Annotated in this window: 16 protein-coding genes; 5 read left to right on the top strand and 11 right to left on the bottom strand. The window is 55.3% G+C overall.

Annotation, left to right across the window (positions count from 1 at the left end; genetic code table 11):
- The first annotated feature begins 86 nt into the window (after positions 1 to 86).
- From rsuA to AAER43_RS15600, 3 genes are all read left to right on the top strand, one after another.
- On the top strand, positions 87 to 794 hold the full coding sequence (rsuA, locus tag AAER43_RS15610) for a 16S rRNA pseudouridine(516) synthase RsuA (protein WP_057057720.1): 708 nt from the start codon (positions 87 to 89) through the stop codon (positions 792 to 794).
- Positions 795 to 809: 15 nt separating this feature from the next.
- Positions 810 to 2,006 (top strand): Bcr/CflA family multidrug efflux MFS transporter, encoded by a 1,197-nt coding sequence (locus AAER43_RS15605; RefSeq protein WP_050862909.1) that lies wholly within the window; start codon positions 810 to 812, stop codon positions 2,004 to 2,006.
- 279 nt (positions 2,007 to 2,285) lie between these two features.
- Positions 2,286 to 2,630 (top strand): YejG family protein, encoded by a 345-nt coding sequence (locus AAER43_RS15600; protein WP_014884590.1) that lies wholly within the window; start codon positions 2,286 to 2,288, stop codon positions 2,628 to 2,630.
- A gap of 3 nt (positions 2,631 to 2,633) precedes the next feature.
- Here the strand turns inward: AAER43_RS15600 and yejF are convergent, their stop codons facing one another.
- From yejF to AAER43_RS15555, 9 genes are all read right to left on the bottom strand, one after another.
- Positions 2,634 to 4,223 carry a microcin C ABC transporter ATP-binding protein YejF gene (yejF, locus tag AAER43_RS15595; protein ID WP_014884589.1) on the bottom strand — a complete coding sequence of 530 codons (1,590 nt, stop codon included), beginning with the start codon at positions 4,221 to 4,223 and terminating at the stop codon, positions 2,634 to 2,636.
- A gap of 1 nt (position 4,224) precedes the next feature.
- Entirely contained in the window at positions 4,225 to 5,250 is a 1,026-nt protein-coding gene (locus AAER43_RS15590) for an ABC transporter permease (protein ID WP_014884588.1), read from the bottom strand.
- On the bottom strand, positions 5,250 to 6,344 hold the full coding sequence (locus AAER43_RS15585) for a microcin C ABC transporter permease YejB (RefSeq protein ID WP_342702002.1): 1,095 nt from the start codon (positions 6,342 to 6,344) through the stop codon (positions 5,250 to 5,252). The genes AAER43_RS15590 and AAER43_RS15585 overlap by 1 nt, the downstream gene beginning before the upstream one ends.
- A gap of 9 nt (positions 6,345 to 6,353) precedes the next feature.
- Entirely contained in the window at positions 6,354 to 8,159 is a 1,806-nt protein-coding gene (locus AAER43_RS15580; RefSeq protein ID WP_045281824.1) for an extracellular solute-binding protein, read from the bottom strand.
- Between the two features lie 74 nt (positions 8,160 to 8,233).
- Positions 8,234 to 9,790 (bottom strand): cyclic di-GMP phosphodiesterase, encoded by a 1,557-nt coding sequence (locus tag AAER43_RS15575; protein WP_014884585.1) that lies wholly within the window; start codon positions 9,788 to 9,790, stop codon positions 8,234 to 8,236.
- Between the two features lie 127 nt (positions 9,791 to 9,917).
- Positions 9,918 to 10,487: a bifunctional murein DD-endopeptidase/murein LD-carboxypeptidase gene (gene mepS, locus AAER43_RS15570; protein ID WP_014884584.1), complete on the bottom strand. Its 570-nt coding sequence runs from the start codon at positions 10,485 to 10,487 to the stop codon at positions 9,918 to 9,920.
- 414 nt (positions 10,488 to 10,901) lie between these two features.
- Entirely contained in the window at positions 10,902 to 11,615 is a 714-nt protein-coding gene (locus AAER43_RS15565) for a phosphatase PAP2 family protein (RefSeq protein ID WP_014884583.1), read from the bottom strand.
- A gap of 33 nt (positions 11,616 to 11,648) precedes the next feature.
- On the bottom strand, positions 11,649 to 12,635 hold the full coding sequence (locus AAER43_RS15560; protein ID WP_050862908.1) for a GTP-binding protein: 987 nt from the start codon (positions 12,633 to 12,635) through the stop codon (positions 11,649 to 11,651).
- Between the two features lie 123 nt (positions 12,636 to 12,758).
- Positions 12,759 to 14,225 (bottom strand): fructuronate reductase, encoded by a 1,467-nt coding sequence (locus AAER43_RS15555; RefSeq protein WP_050862907.1) that lies wholly within the window; start codon positions 14,223 to 14,225, stop codon positions 12,759 to 12,761.
- A 205-nt stretch (positions 14,226 to 14,430) separates the two neighbouring features.
- Here AAER43_RS15555 and uxuA point away from each other — a divergent pair, with 205 nt between their 5' ends.
- Positions 14,431 to 15,621 carry a mannonate dehydratase gene (gene uxuA / locus AAER43_RS15550; RefSeq protein ID WP_014884580.1) on the top strand — a complete coding sequence of 397 codons (1,191 nt, stop codon included), beginning with the start codon at positions 14,431 to 14,433 and terminating at the stop codon, positions 15,619 to 15,621.
- Between the two features lie 117 nt (positions 15,622 to 15,738).
- Here the strand turns inward: uxuA and yeiP are convergent, their stop codons facing one another.
- The gene (yeiP, locus tag AAER43_RS15545; protein WP_014884579.1) at positions 15,739 to 16,311 is read right to left on the bottom strand and encodes an elongation factor P-like protein YeiP; all 573 of its coding nucleotides are present in this window, start codon (positions 16,309 to 16,311) and stop codon (positions 15,739 to 15,741) included.
- A gap of 161 nt (positions 16,312 to 16,472) precedes the next feature.
- Here yeiP and AAER43_RS15540 point away from each other — a divergent pair, with 161 nt between their 5' ends.
- Positions 16,473 to 16,727, top strand: coding sequence for a YkgJ family cysteine cluster protein (locus AAER43_RS15540; RefSeq protein ID WP_023330932.1), 255 nt, complete (start codon positions 16,473 to 16,475; stop codon positions 16,725 to 16,727).
- On the opposite strand, the gene setB is transcribed toward AAER43_RS15540, so the two are convergent.
- Positions 16,724 to 17,905, bottom strand: coding sequence for a sugar efflux transporter SetB (setB, locus tag AAER43_RS15535; RefSeq protein WP_050862531.1), 1,182 nt, complete (start codon positions 17,903 to 17,905; stop codon positions 16,724 to 16,726). The two genes, AAER43_RS15540 and setB, sit on opposite strands and share 4 nt — an antisense overlap.
- Between the last annotated feature and the right edge of the window lie 68 nt (positions 17,906 to 17,973).

Raw genomic sequence — 17,973 nt, 5'->3', positions numbered from 1 at the left:
CAGACCATTATACTGAACCGTTCCTGACTGCTTCTTTTTCGGACGCACGGTCCGACTTCCAGCACCATTAAGGCTAAAAAGATTTCATGCGACTTGATAAGTTTATCGCTCAGCAACTCGGCGTAAGCCGCGCTATTGCCGGGCGCGAAATTCGCGCCAGCGGCGTTACCGTGGATGGCGACATTGTGAGAGACAGCGCTTTCAAACTTCAACCTGAGCATCAGGTTGAATACGACGGCAATCCGCTGACCCAGCAGAACGGCCCGCGCTACTTCATGCTCCACAAGCCGGAAGGCTACGTCTGCTCAACGGACGATCCCGATCACCCGACGGTACTCTATTTCCTCGACGAACCGGTGGCACATAAGCTGCATGCCGCGGGCCGCCTCGACATCGACACCACCGGGCTGGTGCTGATGACCGACGACGGGCAGTGGTCACACCGTATTACTTCCCCACGTCACCACTGCGAGAAAACCTATCTGGTCACGCTGGAGTCGCCGGTTGCGGATGACACGGCAGAGCAATTCGCGAAAGGCGTTCAGCTGCATAATGAAAAAGACCTGACTAAACCGGCGGTGCTGGACGTGATCACGCCGACGGAAGTCCGTCTTACCATCAGCGAAGGGCGTTACCATCAGGTTAAACGCATGTTTGCCGCAGTGGGTAACCGCGTTGTCGGTCTGCATCGCGAACGTATTGGCGCAATCGCGCTCGATCCCGACCTGGCGCCTGGCGAATATCGCCCGCTGACGGAAGAAGAGATCGCCAGCGTCGGTCTGCCTTCGCACTAATTTCAGGAGATTTCTGTGACCACCAGGCCACACTCGTCGTTCAAAATTGTCTTCATTCTTGGCCTGCTGGCCATGTTGATGCCGCTGTCTATAGATATGTACCTGCCCGCGCTGCCGGTCATTTCCGCGCAGTTTGGGGTACCGGCAGGCAGCGCACAGATGACGCTCAGCACCTATATTCTCGGCTTTGCTCTCGGCCAGTTATTGTACGGCCCGATGGCCGACAGCCTGGGGCGCAAACCGGTTATTCTGGGCGGAACGCTGGTCTTTGCCGGGGCGGCGGTGGCCTGCGCGCTGGCGCAAACCATCGATCATCTGATTTTCATGCGATTTTTGCACGGTCTGGCCGCTGCTGCAGCGAGTGTGGTGATCAACGCCCTGATGCGTGATATCTACCCGAAAGAAGAGTTCTCCCGCATGATGTCGTTTGTCATGCTGGTGACGACGATTGCGCCGCTGATGGCTCCGATGGCCGGTGGGGCGGTTCTGGTGTGGTTTAGCTGGCATGCGATTTTCTGGATCCTGGCGCTGGCTGCACTGCTGGCCTCTGCAATGATTTTCTTCTTTATTGATGAAACGCTTCCTGCCGAGCACCGCCAGAAATTCCACATTCGCACCACAATAGGTAACTTTGCCTCGCTGTTTCGCCACAAGCGCGTGCTGAGCTATATGCTGGCAAGCGGGTTCAGCTTCGCCGGGATGTTCTCCTTCCTGAGCGCCGGGCCGTTTGTTTATATCGAGCTGAACCATGTTTCTCCGCAGCACTTCGGCTATTATTTTGCGCTCAATATCGTCTTCCTGTTTGTACTGACTATTATTAACAGCCGCTTTGTCCGGCGGGTCGGCGCGCTGAACATGTTCCGCGCCGGGCTGTGGATACAGTTTGTGATAGCTGTCTGGCTGGTGGTCAGTGCATTCCTGGGCGTGGGCTTCTGGGCGCTGGTGATTGGCGTGGCGGCCTTTGTGGGCTGCGTGTCGATGATATCCTCAAATGCGATGGCGGTGATCCTCGATGAATTCCCGCATATGGCGGGAACCGCATCGTCACTGGCGGGGACGTTCCGCTTCGGCATTGGCGCCATCGTCGGGGCATTACTGTCTATGGCGACCTTCACCACGGCCTGGCCTATGCTATGGGCGATGGCGTTTTGCGCAACCAGCTCCGTCCTCTTCTGTCTTTATGCCAGCCGGCCACGGAAAGCGGCTCATTGATGAGCAGATAAGGCCCGACAGGGCCTTTTTTGTTGATACATATCAACCAAACCCGCGTTCGTTTATCCCGTGTTTGTTTATTTTATGTAAAATCTATTTATGTAAAAAGTCACATCATTGTATTCAAAAAGGTTGAGTTAGATCGCAGAAACGGGTACATATAGCGCCGACGCGAACCTCTATACCGATAAAAAAGCGCTGAATAGTGCAGGTTAGCGATGATGTGTTACTATAAATGTAAATAAATTGTGAAGTAAATTTTGCTTCCGGGGAACGAACGTGAATACATTACAACTCTCCATTGTCCATCGCTTGCCCCAGAGCTATCGCTGGTCGGCGGGTTTTGCAGGTTCGAAAGTTGAACCGATTCCGCAAAACGGCGCGGGCAGTGACAATTGCCTCGTGGCGCTCAAACTGTTGAGCCCAAGCGACGAAAATGCGTGGCGGGTGATGGAGCGTCTCAGTCAGGCCCTGACGGATATCGAAGTGGACAGCTCCGTACTGGAGTGCGAAGGCGAGCCGTGCCTGTTTGTTAAAAGCCAGGATGAATTTGCCGCCACCTGCCGTCTGAAAAACTTTGGTGTTGCGATTGCTGAGCCTTTTTCCGGCCAGTACCCGTTCTGAGCGCTAGTCTGCTGCCAGCAGCTGGCGCGTGTAGCTCTGCGTTGGCGCAGTAAATACGCGCTGGCATTCCCCCTGTTCGACCACCTCACCCTGTCGCAAAACAATCACCTGATGGCATAGCGCCCGCACCACCTGCAGATCGTGGCTGATGAAGATATAGGCCAGCCGATGCTTTTCCTGTAGTCCTTTCAGCAATGCCAGAATCTGCGCCTGGACGGTTCTGTCCAAAGAGGAGGTGGGTTCATCCAGAATAATCAGCTCCGGTTTCAGGATCAGCGCACGGGCGATGGCGATACGCTGGCGCTGCCCGCCGGAAAATTCCGCAGGATAACGGTGACGGGTATCGGGATCTAAGCCCACTTCGGCCATCGCCTGTATGACCTCCTGCTCACGCTGCTGCGCGTTCAGGCCGGGCTGGTGAACGCGCAAACCCTCTTCGACAATCTGCAATACGCTGAGCCGCGGGTTAAGTGAGGAGTTGGGATCCTGAAACACCACCTGCATACGCGGGCGCACCGGCAGCATCTGGCGGCGGTTCCAGCGGTGCAGCGGCATGTCGTCAAAAAGGATCTCGCCCTGAGAGGCAATTAAGCGCAGCAGTGCCAGACCGGTGGTGCTTTTACCCGAACCGGATTCGCCCACCAGCCCCAGGGATTCACCGGGACGCAGCGAGAAGCGGATATTTTTCAGGACCGGGTTTGGGTCGACGATACGCCGCAGAATGCCTTTGCGGATCGGGAAGGAGACGGACAAATCCTCAACGCGCAGCAGCGGAGTGCTGTCCGCCGTGAGCGGAACCGGGTCGCCGGAAGGTTCGCTGTTGAGCAGACGTTGCGTATAAGGGTGCTGTGGCGCGTTTAGCAGCGTGGATGCGCTATTCTGTTCAACGCATCGGCCGTTTTGCATGACCGCGACGCTGTCCGCCAGCTTTTTCACAATACTCAGGTTGTGCGTGATAAAAAGCAGGCTCATGTTCAGCTCGTCGCGCAGCTCCCGCAGCAGCGTCAATATTTGCGCCTGCACCGTCACGTCCAGCGCCGTCGTCGGCTCGTCGGCAATTAACAGTTCGGGCCGGGTGAGCAGAGCCATGGCAATCATCACTCGCTGGCGTTCACCGCCGGAGAGCTGATGCGGAAAATCATTCAGCCGTTTGGCCGCATTGCGTATGCCCGTCCGTTCAAGACAATCCAGTATTTCCCCTCGCGCAGCCTCTTTGCGCATGCCCCGGTGCAGAGACAAGACTTCATAGAGCTGTTTCTCCAGGGTATGCAGGGGGTTGAGAGAGACCATGGGCTCCTGGAAGATCATGGCAATTTTATTGCCGCGAATACCGCGCAGGGTATGTTCGTCGGCATGAAGCAGTGAACTGCCGTGAAAAAGAATATCCCCCTGCGGATAGCTCGCCGGTGGTGAAGGCAGCAGCCGCAGGATAGAGAGCGCTGAAACACTCTTACCTGAACCGGATTCCCCCACCAGGGCCAGCGTTTCACCGCGCTGGATCTGCAGCGACAAATCGGTGACCACGGTGCGCGTCTCACCCTGTTTCGAGAAAGCAATCGACAGGTTATCAATACTGAGAAGAGGCTGGGTCATCTTATACCGCCTTATTGGGGTCAAAGGCATCGCGCACGGCTTCGCCAATAAAAATCAGCAGCGAAAGCAGCACGGCCACGGAAAGAAAGGCGGTGATGCCTAACCACGGTGCCTGAAGGTTATTCTTGCCCTGCAGCAGCAGTTCGCCGAGCGACGGTGAGCCCAACGGCAGGCCAAAGCCCAGAAAATCCAGCGAGGTGAGGGTGGTAATGGAGCTGCACAGAATAAACGGCAGGAAGGTGAGCGTGGCCACGACGGCATTAGGCAGCATATGGCGGAAGATGATCCCCCGGTCGCTCACCCCAAGCGCCTGCGCGGCGCGAATATAGTCGAAATTACGGGTGCGCAGGAACTCCGCCCGCACGACACCTACCAGCGCCATCCAGCCGAACAGAACGGTGATGCCGAGCAGCCACCAGAAGTTCGGCTGTACCACGCTGGACAGCAGGATGATCAAAAATAGCGTTGGCATACCGGACCAGACTTCGATGATACGCTGGCCCCACAGGTCAATTTTCCCGCCGTAGTAGCCCTGAACGGCACCCGCCACCACGCCCATCACGCTGGAGAAGAGTGTCAGCATCAGCCCAAAGAGAATTGAAATCCGTGTGCCATAGAGAATGCGTGCCAGCACATCGCCACCGTTAGCGTCCGTCCCCAGCCAGTTTTGCGTCGAGGGCGGGGAAGGGAAGGGGGTCGTGGTGGCAAAGTTTATGCTGTTCGCACCAAAACGCACCGGCGCCCAGAGGGCCCAGCCGTGCTGCTCAATCTGCTGGCGCAGCCACGGATCCTGATACTCCGCCGGTGTTGCAAACGGGCCACCAAAGTCGCTTTCGCTGTAGTTAGCCAGCACCGGCACATACCAGCGGTCGTTAAAATGCACCAGCAGCGGTTTGTCGTTGGCGATAAGCTCCGAACACATGCTCAGGACAAACAGGACGGCAAAAATCCACAGCGACCAGTAGCCGCGACGGTTGTGGCGAAAACGGGCCCAGCGGGCCTGGTTGACGGGGCTTAAACGCGGCATCAGCGGCCCTCAAAATCAATTCGGGGATCGACCAGCGTATAGCTGATATCGCTGACGATATTCAGCAGCAGGCCAATCAGGGTGAAAATATAGAGTGTGCCAAACATCACCGGATAGTCACGCGACACGGTGGCCTCATAGCCCAGCAGCCCCAGACCGTTGAGCGAGAACATCACCTCTATCAACAGTGAGCCGGTAAAAAACATACTGATGAACGTGGCGGGAAATCCGGCAATCACCAGCAGCATGGCGTTGCGGAAGACGTGTTTCCACATAATCTGCTTCTCGCTGACCCCTTTGGCGCGGGCCGTGACAACATACTGCTTGCGGATTTCATCGAGAAACGCGTTTTTGGTCAGCATGGTCAGAGCGGCAAACCCACCGATCACCGTTGCCAGAACCGGCAGCGTGATATGCCAGAGATAGTCGGTGATTTTCTGATACCACGGCAGCGTGCTGAAATCGGCGGAGACTAAACCTCGTAGCGGGAAGATGTCGAAATAGCTGCCCCCGGCAAAGAAGACGATCAGCAGGACGGCAAACAGGAACGCCGGGATGGCATAGCCGATGATGATGAAGGTGCTGCTCCAGATATCGAAGCGGCTGCCGTTGTAAACCGCTTTACGGATCCCGAGCGGGATAGAGACCAGGTAGATAATCAGCGTTCCCCACAGCCCCAGCGTGACCGAAACCGGCAGGCTTTGCTTGATCAACGTTAACACTGACGCACTGCGAAACAGGCTATCGCCAAAATCAAAGCGGATATAATCCCAGAGCATCTTGAAATAGCGCTCGTGAATGGGCTTATCGAAGCCGTAGCGGTGGGTGATCTCGGCGATCACCTCAGGATCAAGCCCGCGCCCGCCGCGATAGTGGCTTTCACTGATATTCCACACGCCGGTACGCGCATGGCTCGCGCCCATGCCTTCGCCGCCGCCGCCGGGCATACCGCCGTTGTTACCAAACTCAATAGCAGCAATCGCCTGATCGACCGGGCCGCCGGGGGCGATTTGCACGATAAAAAAGTTAATGGTGATGATGGCCCACAGCGTGGGAATGACCAGCAGCAGACGGCGAATCAGATAGGCACCCATGATGATTCCTTATCGCCGCTCAGCGGGCAGTCTGGCGGCTTTATTGACGTCATACCACCAGGTGTCAAAGCCCAGCGAGTAGACAGGGCGCACGGCAGGTACGGAGAATTTATCCCAGCGAGCCAGACGGTCTTCGCCCATATACCACATGGGCAGCATGTAGTAGTTCCAGGTTAAGACCCTGTCGAGGGCACGGCCGAGCGGCAGGAGTTTTTCTTTATCGCCCTGCGCCGCCACAATTTTCGCAATCAGCGCATCAATCGCCGGGCTTTTTACGCCTGGCGCATTGTATGAGGAGTCGATGTAGCTGGAAGCCCAGGAAATTTGCAGGTCCGAGCTCGGCCACGGCTGAGCCGGCCACAGACGCTGCATCATGTCGTAATCACGGTTGCGCATGCGGTTGGTGATCTGCGCGTTATCGACCTGGCGAATGTTCATGGTAATCCCCAGTCGCTCCAGGTTGTGCTTAAACGGCAGTACCCACTGATCGTTGCCCCCGGATGAGAGCAGCAGCTCAAAGCTGAGAGGCTTACCCGTTTTGGCATCCACGCGCTTTTGATTTTTAAGGTGCCAGCCCGCCTCATCCAGCAGCTTGCTGGCCTTAAGCAGGTTGTCGCGGTCGTAGCCGTCACCGTTTGAGGCCGGGGGCTGAAAGACCGTGGTAAACACCTCCGGCGGCACTTCCGCCTTCAGCGGGGCCAGCAGAACCAGTTCGTCGGCTTTCGGATAATCACGCGCGGCATATTCCGTATTCTGGAAATAGCTGTTCGCACGGCTGTAAGCCCCGTAAAACAGCGCTTTGTTCATCCATTCAAAATCAAAGGCCAGGGAAATCGCTTCCCGAACGCGGCGGTCAGCGAATACCGGACGCTGAATATTAAACGCCAGCCAGCGCGTGTCCTGGGCGGATTCGTTTTTATGCTCGTCTTTGACGATATAGCCTTTCGCGAAATTCTTGCCGATATAACGGGTCGCCCAGTTTTTCGCGCTGCTCTCCACGCGTAAATCGAAGGCGCCCGCTTTGAACGCTTCAAATGCGACATTATCGTCAAGGTAGTAATCATAGCGAAGGATGTCGAAATTCCAGCGCCCACGGTTTACCGGCAGGTTTGCCGCCCAGTAATCTTTCACCCGGGAATAGACCACGTACTGCCCCATGCGCCAGTCGGTGATGCGGTAGGGGCCGCCGGCCAGCGGCGGCGTGGAGAGCGGGTCGCTGAGCTTATGCTTTTTCCAGAACGATTCAGGCATAACCGGCAGCGAAAACAGGCTGAGCATATTCTCTTTATTCGGCTCGCTCAGCTCGATGCGCACGGTCAGGGGGGCAATGGCGCGCACCGTTGCGCCTTTATACACAATGCGGAACTGGGGTACGCCTTCGGTCATAAATTTATGAAACGTAAAGGCCACGTCGCTGGCCTTAACCGGCGAGCCATCGTGAAAACGGGCCCGAGGGTTGAGCGAAATTTCGGCCCAGGCGAAGTTATCCGCATAGCGGACATTATCAGCAATCAGCGGATAGTAGCTGCCGGGTTCATCATCGGAGGTCACAAAAAGCGTATCGTAAAGGGATTCCGTTCGCGCCGCCGCGACGCCACGCAGGGCGAAGCGGTTAAAGTTGTCAAATGTTCCCGTGGCGGAGAGCGTGACCTTTCCGCCTTTGGGGGCGGCAGGATTGACGTAATCGAAGTGCGTAAAATTGACCGCGTACTTTGGCTCGCCAATCACGGCGAACGCGATGTTTTCTTTGATGGTTTGCGCCTGGCTCGACAGGCTTGCTAATACCAACAAAAGCAACATGAAGCGCATAAACATCTCGCGGCGGCTCCCTTTTTTACAGACCGGCTCAGTTAAGCTGAATAATAAGTGACGTCACAGGCAATGTGAAATTATTCGGCCTGAGACGACACCTTATTTTGCCAGGTGCGGAACTGTTCCAGCGGCATAGGACGGCTAATCCAGTATCCCTGCAGGAAGTGGACGCCATGCTCACGCAGCCAGGCTGCCTGTTCCGGCGTTTCCACCCCTTCCGCAACGGTTAACATATTCAGCTTTCTTGCCAGCGTCAGCACAGCATCCAGCACCGGAGAGGTGACGGTTTCGGTGCCAATTGCGTTGACAAACCCACGGTCGATTTTCAGGTAGTCCATGGTGAAATGTTCAAGATAGATCAGCGCACTGTGGCCGGTACCGAAATCATCAATGGCGATTTCGAATCCTTCGTTATGTAGCCATTCGAAGAGGCTGCTGGCTTCCCGATGGTTAAGCATGTCGCGCTCGGTGATCTCCAGCACGATCTGGAAGTAATCTGGCGGCAGTAAGCTTTTGAAGGTGCGCATATCATCTTTGAAGCTTTCCGCATGCAGATGCCCCGGCGCGATATTGATCCCCAGTTTTGCGCCCGGCGGCAGCACGGTTTGTAACACCGGCGCATCGCGAATGATGAGGTCAAACAGATGCAGCGTCAGCGGGACAATCAGTTTTTGCGCTTCGGCAAAATTGATAAAGGCGTCCGGTGGGATCTCACCCATGGTCGGGTGTTTCCAGCGCATCAGCACTTCAACGCCCCGCATCTGAAGTGCATCCGTATCCACCACTGGCTGATAAACCACATAAAACTGACCGCGCTTGATGGCGCTCAGAATTTCTTTGCCCGGGTTGAGACGCAGGGTGAGGATGTAGAAGTTAAGCGACCCTGCCGCTATCCCGCATAACAGTCCGAAGAACAGGGCGAAGAGGATCTCGTCGCTCGTCCACTCCCTGGCGTACAGTTTGATGGTCAGAGGGACCTCTGTGAGCGTCGCGGTGCGCGCAGGCGTTTGATGTAAATCACGCGCCCTGACGAGGGTGCTTGAGGCGGTGGATAATGCATTGTCGCCGATGATAATCGCGATGCCGGCAAACTCTTCCTGGCGCGCGGTATAAAGCAGGTACGGCGTCAGGTTGAGATTCACCGAGGTGAATACGCCGCCGTCCTTCACTAACGGATTACGATACCAGATGGCAATGGCGGGTCTGTTGGGCAGCATGGGCGTGCCGGGCAGTAGCGCGATATCAATCTGCTTGTTGATGTGCAGTTCGGGTATCAGCTCCTCCATCGGCGTATTCATCGGCCCTGTGGCTGACGAGCAGAACGCCATTTTGTTTCTGACCAGCAGAAAGGCGCGCACGTTGATGCTGAAGGCCGCGCGCGAGGTAAGCTCCGCGTTAACGTCCTGGCAATTATTCAGCGTGAGCGGCTGGAGTACGTCGATCGAGGTTTTCAGCTCCTCGAAATAGTTCTCCATGTAGATGCTCACATCCTTAATTAGCGTATCGAATCGGATTTCCCGCTTATGGTAGCTCCAGAAAAATTGCAATGAGCCCAGTAGGATAGCCGCGATCAGGCCGGTAATAATGCTGAAAAACAGTATCTTGCGATGACTGGCGAAGTAGCGGGTGAGCATAAACGTCGTGATTCCTGAATTGCCGCTGATTATATTCAGTGTAACGGGCAAAAAAAAGCACCGCCTAAGCAGTGCTTTTTTTTATTATATCGCCAGCCAAGGGATAACCAGCGATACAATCATGATATTAACTGCGTGTCAGTACGCGGCGCGCTTCGTTGTAGCGCTTCTTCCAGTACGGTTCGTTCATGCTGGAGATGGTGACGCCGCTGCTGGTGGAGGCATGTACAAACTGGTCATTACCAATGTAGATGCCAACGTGTCGACCTGTTGAACCAGCACGGAACAGAACTAAGTCACCGGTGCGCAGTTTGGTGCGGGAAATTGACTTGCCCATCTCCTGCTGTTCGTAGGTCGAACGCGGAAGATCTAATCCAAATTGCTCACGGAACGTACGTTGTACAAAACTGGAACAGTCAATACCTTTTTTAGTATTGCCGCCAAGACGATAACGCACGCCTTTCCAGTCAGCATACTGGTCCATAATACGAGACTTCACGTCCAGATTACGTACCATATTTTCAAATTCATCCTGAGAAGCTTGCAGTGAAGAGGAATCTTCCGTTCCCACAACACGCGTCTCAGGATGCATATTCTTTGCGGTGTTCGATGTACTACATGCAGATAACAGTACCGCGACTGCTATCGCCGGGATCCCCCGTAAGATATATCTCAGAAACGGTTGAGATTTGACCATTTTGTTTATTTTCCCTTGAAGTCCTTAACGACAAATATCGTTATAAAAATGCCAAACGTGACGAGACTAATTATCTGTACACAATGAGACAATTGTTTCTGATGACATTTGTGGCACAGCGCACAAAATTATTCACCATCGAAATAATTATCCCTATGGGGCAAAACGAGTTCGAGATTAACCGATTGCCTGGGGTATTGCGAGTAAAAAAACCGTTTTTTTTATAAGAAATTGTGATACAGAAAGTAAAAATGGGCAATTGCTCAAAATAGCGGCAGATCCGCAGCGTTATCGCGCAATTGCTTCATTTTTATCATGAATACGATGACGAGAATATGACAGCGTGAAAGGATCGGGGGACGTGATCTATCAGGATCGCAATGATCCCTGACGGTTAACGTTAAAAAACGGTAGTTATTTGTTTAATACTTGTTGCTTTCTGCGCGGGAGATAGCGATCAAAAACGGCAATCAGGCGATCGCTCAAGGGGGTCATCAGCACCCACGGCAGACCAATCAGCACTGCTGAAAGAGAACCCACGACAATATCCGTCAGCCAGTGAGCGCCAATCATCACGCGCGGGAAGGCAAATATCACCACAATAAGCAGGGCAATAGTGAATGCCTTCTTGCCGAAATAGCGCAGCATGAAACCCGAAAAAATAAGCAGCATCATGCCGTGATCGCCCGGAAAACTGTCTTTCGACGCATCTTTCGTTGGAATATGCAGCAATTCGCTGACGCGGTAAATATTCGGGAAAGAGAGCGACGGGCTGGCGCGTTTTACCGGCATCAGATGTTGCGCCAGCTGATTAATAACCACCGCAGCCAGAAGCATCACCAGACCGATAATCAGGATACGGCGACGCCCTGTGCCATCCTCTTTGAGCCAGAAAGAGAGCATCAGACCGCCCATCGCCAGCAAGGAAATGCCGTCGAAGGCGCGGTTGTTGGTGATTGCCACCAGCCACAAGAACGCATCGCTCTTCACCAGCGCCTGGTTGAAGAAATGAAACAGGCCTGAATCCAGCGGGAACCAGAAACCGTGATTCGCCGGGATATACCAGGAGAAAAAGAGCGCCAGACCGGCGACATTAAGCAGTAATATCAGGGGAAATCGAGTTGTCATAATGTTCAGCATAGAGTGAAAACTGGGGCAACGTTAGCCGCCTGAACTTAAACGAAGCTTCAACAGGCTGGACTGCAGGGCATTCCAGTCGGCGTTAACCGCACTAATTAACTCTATTCGGCTATCCGGCGGCGCGACGTTTTGCGTTTCGATAAAGAAATCCTCGCCCTGGCGGTTGATCCGCACCAGCCCGTCTGGCGTGCGCATAATGCCTTTTACGCGATCAACCGGCGCAAGCCTGGCCCACTCAAGGGTGCCTATGGTGTCGAAAACCGTATCGGCATCGAAAATCCATCCGCAGGCCTGATATCCCTGGCCGCTGTTCAGATTACGCCGCCAGCGCTGGTGCTCTGGCAGGCTAAGCGCCGCCAGTCCCTGTTTAACGGGATGGTGATGAGCATGCTCTGCGCTGGCCGGGAGTTTCGCCAGATTCTGGCGAGGCAGGTCGAGCAGGGCGCTATCGATTTTTCCCTGGGTGGTCTGCACGCGGGTACGATTGCCGCCGAAATGTTGCCACCACGCCTCAAGCGCGGCCTGGCTTTCCGCCGTGGCGCGATCTTCTTTATTAGCGACAATAACGTCCGCCGAGGCGAGCTGATCGCGGAAGTTCTCATTGGCCACCGCTTTTTCATCAAGCAGCAGACGCGGGTCGAGCAGGCATAGGGTGGCGCGCAGATCGATCCACGGCTCGTAGACCGGTGCGGTCAGCAAATCGAGGATCTGCTTCGGATGGCCCAGACCGGTAGGCTCAATCAGCAGGCGGTCCGGTTTACCCTGACGCAGCAGCGTATTGAGCCCGACCTGCATCGGCAGGCCATTGACGCAGCACATGCACCCGCCGGGGATCTCTTTAATCATTGCGCCACTCTCTGACAGCAGCGCACCATCAATGCCCACTTCGCCAAATTCATTGACCAGTACGGCCCATTTTTCTGCAGGATCTTTATTCGCCAGCAGATGGAGAATTGAGGTGGTTTTACCGCTGCCGAGAAAACCGGTGATGAGGTTCGTTTTGGTCACATGCACTCCAGTCGAGAATTGTGATGCTATAACACTATTCTCTTATCCTGGCGAAAAACGTACCCAATGAGAAGGGGAAGGGCGAACGGCGGCGACGTCCGTTCGCGTTAAGCGCAATAATCGTTAAATATTTAACGTTTCTATAACAGCCTGACGGGCGCCGCGGCGGGTGATGCGCGCGTATGCCTCGCTTACCGCCTCAACAAATACGCTATTCTGGGGGAGATCGTGGCCAAAGACCTCGCTCAGCCCCAGCAGCGCGTTAACGCGGTCAGCGTCGCGGCTGGCCCCGACAATCGCGCGAATTTTATCGCTGAGGGGATCGCGAACATCAATCGCGTTGCCGCGTTCGTCGGTACCGCTGACGTACCGTATCCAGCCGGCAACGCCCAGTGCCAGAAGAGGCCAGTCGGTATTTCGCTCAAGGTGGATGCGGATGCCATCCAGCATCCGTTGCGGCAGTTTCTGGCTACCGTCCATCGCAATCTGCCAGGTCCGGTGTTGCAGCGCCGGGTTGGCGAAGCGCGCAATCAGGCTGTCGGCATAGGGGGTCAGGTCCACATCCTTTATACGCAGCGTAGGCGCCTGCTCCTCCAGCATTAACCGCCGGGCGGCTTCACGGAAGGCGGCATCCTCCATACATTCATTAATATGCGCGTACCCGGCGAGGTATCCCAGATACGCCAGGAAAGAGTGGCTGCCGTTGAGCATGCGTAATTTCATCTGTTCCCACGGCAGAACGTCCTGCACCATCTGGACACCTGCCACTTCCCACTCCGGACGCCCGGCAACAAAATTATCTTCCACCACCCACTGAATAAACGGCTCGCAGCTGATGGCACACGGATCGTCGACGCCGAGCGCATCGGCGATTTCTGCAAGCGAGGCCTCCGTCGCCGCGGGAACAATTCTGTCGACCATCGTGCCCGGAAAACTCACGTGGCCTTCGATCCACTCCGCCAGCGCCGGGGAACGTTTCTGCGCCATGCCAAGCACGGCATTTTTCACCACGTGGCCATTGTCAGGAATATTGTCACAGGAAAGCACGGTAAACGCTGGCAAACCTCGCTCGCGGCGGCGATGTAGCGCCTCGACCAGGATCCCAGGCGCAGAATGCGGTTCGGCGGGGTTGTCCAGGTCGTGCTGAATCCGCGCGTTTTGTCGATCCAGCTTACCGGTCGCGGGATCGATGCAGTAGCCTTTCTCGGTGATGGTGAGCGATACAATCGCCACCTGGGGCTCACAAAATTTCTCAATAATGGCGGACAGGGAATCAAGCTTTGCATTCAGGCATTCATGAACGGCGCCGACAATGATTGGCTGATTTCCTTCAGCACCTTTCTCCAGCACGGTAAACAGATGATCCTGCGCGCGCAGCTGGCCCATCAGCACATCACCGCTAAAGAGGCTAATCTCACAAATCCCCCAGTCGCCGCCTTTTTCATTCAGCACCCGGTTTGTTAACAGGGCCTGGTGCGCGCGGTGAAATGCGCCAAAGCCAAAATGGACGATCCGGGAGCGTAATTGCTTGCGATCGTAGCGAGGTTGCTGAACATGGGCAGGAAGCGAGGTGGAGGCAATTGTCTTCATGAAATACACACCTGATTAACCATTAATTAACAATGCCAGTGTAAAGTTATATGACAGCAAATAAAATTGGTGAGCCGTAAATATCCCCGTTCTGTGAGTTAGATCAATCAACGTGTGGCGGTATGTTGACCCTGTACGCTAAACATGTATGGTAGTCGTCATTGCAGTAACACATATTGGTATAACAACTTTAGAGGGTGAGGCAATGGAACAAACCTGGCGTTGGTACGGGCCGAACGATCCGGTTTCTCTTGATGATGTGCGTCAGGCTGGCGCAACGGGTGTCGTGACGGCGCTGCATCACATTCCTAACGGCCAGGTCTGGCCGGTTGAGGAAATTCAACAGCGCCAGGCGCTGCTGGCGGAGAAGGGATTAACCTGGTCTGTCGTGGAGAGCATTCCGGTCCACGAAGATATCAAAACCCATTCCGGGGATTACCAGACCTGGATTGCGAACTACCAGCAGAGCATTCGCAACCTGGCGGCCTGCGGCATTGATACGGTTTGCTATAACTTCATGCCTATTCTGGACTGGACGCGGACCGATCTGGAATACCCGATGCCGGACGGCTCAAAAGCGCTGCGTTTCGACCAGATTGCCTTTGCGGCATTTGAGCTGCACATCCTGAAACGCCCTGGCGCCGACGCGGATTACACCGCTGAAGAGCAGCAGCAGGCGCTTCAATGGTTTAATGACGCGAGTGCAGCGGATATTGAAAAGCTGACCCGCAACATCATTGCGGGCCTGCCGGGCGCAGAAGAGGGATACACGCTGGACCAGTTCCGCGCGCGTCTGGCGGAATACGGCGATATTGATAAGAACCAGCTGCGTGAAAACATGGCTTATTTCCTGCGCGCTATTGTACCGGTCGCGGAAGAAGTCGGCGTGCGTCTGGCCGTGCATCCGGACGATCCACCGCGTCCTATCCTCGGTCTGCCGCGCATCGTTTCCACTATCGAAGATATGCAATGGCTGAAAGAGACGGTCAACAGCATCTATAACGGCTTTACCATGTGTACGGGCTCCTACGGTGTTCGCGCGGATAACGACCTGGTGCAGATGATTGAAGCCTTTGGCGATCGCATTCACTTCACGCATTTGCGCGCGACCTGCCGGGAGGATAATCCTAAGACCTTCCACGAAGCCGCGCACCTGGGCGGAGACGTCAATATGGTCGCGGTGGTCGATGCCATCCTGGCAGAAGAGGCGCGTCGTAAGCAGGCTGGCGATGTCCGTCCTATTCCGTTCCGCCCGGACCACGGGCACCAGATGCTGGACGATCTGCGCAAGAAAACCAACCCTGGCTATTCGGCGATAGGCCGACTGAAAGGGATGGCGGAAGTGCGCGGCGTTGAGCTGGCGCTGAAGATGACGAAATACCCGGAGCTTCTTTAAGTTCTGTTGCCCGGTGGCGCTACGCTTACCGGGCCTACAAAAAAACCGGCCTGAGAGCCGGTTTTTGTGTTTTTGTAGGTCGGGTAAGGCGAAGCCGCCACACGACAAACGCCGCTATCAGTCAGCGCGACCCATATAGCGTTTTTCTTCGATATGGATGCGGATTTTCTCGCCTGCGGAGAGGTATTCCGGCACCTGCACAACCAGACCGGTGGTCAGAGTGGCAGGTTTGTTGCGGGCACTTGCGGATGCGCCCTTGATGCCAGGTGCCGTCTCAACGATTTCCAGATCGACGGTCTGAGGCAGTTCCAGCGCCAGCAGCACGCCATCCCAGGTCAGAACCTGCATGTCAGGCATACCGCCTTCAGGGATGAACAGCAGCTCTTCTTCAATCTGATCTTTGGTGAAGATATACGGGGTGTAATCTTCTTTATCCATGAACACGTACTCGTTGCCGTCGACGTAAGAGAAATCAACATAGCGACGGGTAAGGGTCACGGTATCGACAATATCGTCACCTTTAAAGCGCTCTTCCACTTTCAGGCCGGTACGCACATCGGCAAAACGCATTTTGTACAGCGTGGCAGCACCACGGGCGCTGGGAGCCTGAATGTCGATGTCTTTCACAATCAGCAGTTTGCCGTTGTAATTCAGTACCATACCTTTCTTAATTTCGTTCGCTCTTGGCATTGCAATAATCCTGTTTACGGGAGGTAAAAAATATCGCGCCAAATTACTCGTGCGCGGCCTTTCAGGCAAGCGGAATTCGTGGCTTTTGCTATCAACGCACAAAAGGTGTTACTGTGCGCCCGATGCCCGACTGCACGGGCTTCGTCACTGAGAGAGCATGTATGGATTGTCGTCCAGATTGCGGCGCGTGCTGTACCGCTCCGTCCATTTCAAGCCCGATACCCGGAATGCCGGAGGGCAAGCCCGCCAATACCCGCTGTGTTCAGCTCTCTGAATCCAACCTGTGTATGATCTTTGGTTCGCCCCTGCGCCCGAAGGTCTGCTCCGGGCTACAGCCTGGGGTCGAGATGTGCGGCAGTTCGCGCGCGCAGGCGATGCTCTATCTGCTTGAGCTGGAAGCGCTCACCGCGCCTTAAACGTCTTTGATTCTCGCCAGACAGCCAATGGTCAGCGTACACATCACCAGCGCAATCCAGAACACCGTGTGGTAGTTCCAGATCTCAGCAACGACCCCGGCCATGGAGCCTGCAATAATCCAGCCCACGCGCGTGGTATTAGTATAAAGGGTGGTCGCTGAGCCTGCCTGGCCCGGCATCAGATCCTGGAAGTAGAGCATGCCAATCCCCGCCAGAATCCCGATATAGATGGCGTTCAGCAGCTGTAAAGCCAGCAGCAGCCCCGGCGTATGGACCGTCAGCATACCGACGTAGAACAGCAGCCCGGCGACGGCCGCGATGCGCATCAAAAAACGTTTTCCGAAACGCTTCGCGTAATAGCCCGCTATCAGCATGGTTGGGATCTCCAGACCAGCAGCGGTGCCCATCATTATGCCGGCCAGTTTCTCCGGCAGATGCAGTTCATCAATAATAAACAGCGGCATGTTAATGATATACAGGCTGTTGGTGCCCCACATCAGCGTGCAGATAATAAACAGCAGCAGGGCATCGCGACGATTACGGCGCGGGGCCTCCAGGACGCCTGTCGCCACTTTGGGCTCTTTGCGCATTGACGGCAGGAAGCACCACACCATCGCACCGCACGCCACAAACGCGACCGCCGCGCTCAGGTACATCACCGTAAAGCCAAACCCCATCGCCAGCGCGTAAGCCAGCGGCGGGCCAATCACCCACGCCAGCGACACCTGAGCACGTAGGACCGAGCTGAACATCACCGCTTCACGCCCGGTATGGTCGGCATGCTCGCGGGCGAGAGCAAACAGCTGCGGGTTGGCGGTTGAGCCAAAGCTGCTCAGAAAAACCCCCACGAACAATAAAATGAAGTAGCTACGGTTCCAGGCAAACAAAACGCAGGCCAGGACGCCCATCAGGCAGCAGAAAACGATCAGGCTTTTACGATCGCCTTTTTGGTCGGAACGGCCCGCCAGGAACTGGCTTACCAGGATGCCGATAATGGCGCTCCCGGTAAAAAAGAAGCCAACCATCGCGGGACGGGCGTGAACCTCGTTGGTCAGGAATAAGCTCAGCGTTGGGGTTTGCAACGCGCCAGCAATGCCCGTGAAGAAGGCAACAATCAGGAACGCCGTTGACGTCAAATCGAAGGGCTTCGGCGAGGTGGCCGCAGGGGTGTTATGCATGTTTTATAATTAGCGAGTAACAGAGAGGGGCGGAGTTTACGCCGTTAGCTAAAAAATAAACAGTGGAC

Origin of the sequence: Enterobacter sp. FUJ80071 (assembly GCF_038739915.1) — a bacterium.
GTDB classification, from domain to species: Bacteria; Pseudomonadota; Gammaproteobacteria; order Enterobacterales; family Enterobacteriaceae; genus Enterobacter; species Enterobacter kobei.
The sequence above is the reverse complement of the archived record's forward strand: the minus strand, read 5'-3'. Positions and strand labels throughout refer to the sequence as shown.

Coding starts and splice junctions, on each gene's coding strand:
- uxuA (WP_014884580.1), top strand. CDS start 14,431: ATGGAACAAACCTGGCGTTGGTACGGGCCGAACGATCCGGTTTCTCTT.
- AAER43_RS15580 (WP_045281824.1), bottom strand. CDS start 8,159: ATGTTTATGCGCTTCATGTTGCTTTTGTTGGTATTAGCAAGCCTGTCG.
- setB (WP_050862531.1), bottom strand. CDS start 17,905: ATGCATAACACCCCTGCGGCCACCTCGCCGAAGCCCTTCGATTTGACG.
- AAER43_RS15555 (WP_050862907.1), bottom strand. CDS start 14,225: ATGAAGACAATTGCCTCCACCTCGCTTCCTGCCCATGTTCAGCAACCT.
- mepS (WP_014884584.1), bottom strand. CDS start 10,487: ATGGTCAAATCTCAACCGTTTCTGAGATATATCTTACGGGGGATCCCG.
- rsuA (WP_057057720.1), top strand. CDS start 87: ATGCGACTTGATAAGTTTATCGCTCAGCAACTCGGCGTAAGCCGCGCT.
- AAER43_RS15565 (WP_014884583.1), bottom strand. CDS start 11,615: ATGACAACTCGATTTCCCCTGATATTACTGCTTAATGTCGCCGGTCTG.
- AAER43_RS15540 (WP_023330932.1), top strand. CDS start 16,473: ATGGATTGTCGTCCAGATTGCGGCGCGTGCTGTACCGCTCCGTCCATT.
- AAER43_RS15575 (WP_014884585.1), bottom strand. CDS start 9,790: ATGCTCACCCGCTACTTCGCCAGTCATCGCAAGATACTGTTTTTCAGC.
- yeiP (WP_014884579.1), bottom strand. CDS start 16,311: ATGCCAAGAGCGAACGAAATTAAGAAAGGTATGGTACTGAATTACAAC.
- AAER43_RS15590 (WP_014884588.1), bottom strand. CDS start 5,250: ATGCCGCGTTTAAGCCCCGTCAACCAGGCCCGCTGGGCCCGTTTTCGC.
- yejF (WP_014884589.1), bottom strand. CDS start 4,223: ATGACCCAGCCTCTTCTCAGTATTGATAACCTGTCGATTGCTTTCTCG.
- AAER43_RS15585 (WP_342702002.1), bottom strand. CDS start 6,344: ATGGGTGCCTATCTGATTCGCCGTCTGCTGCTGGTCATTCCCACGCTG.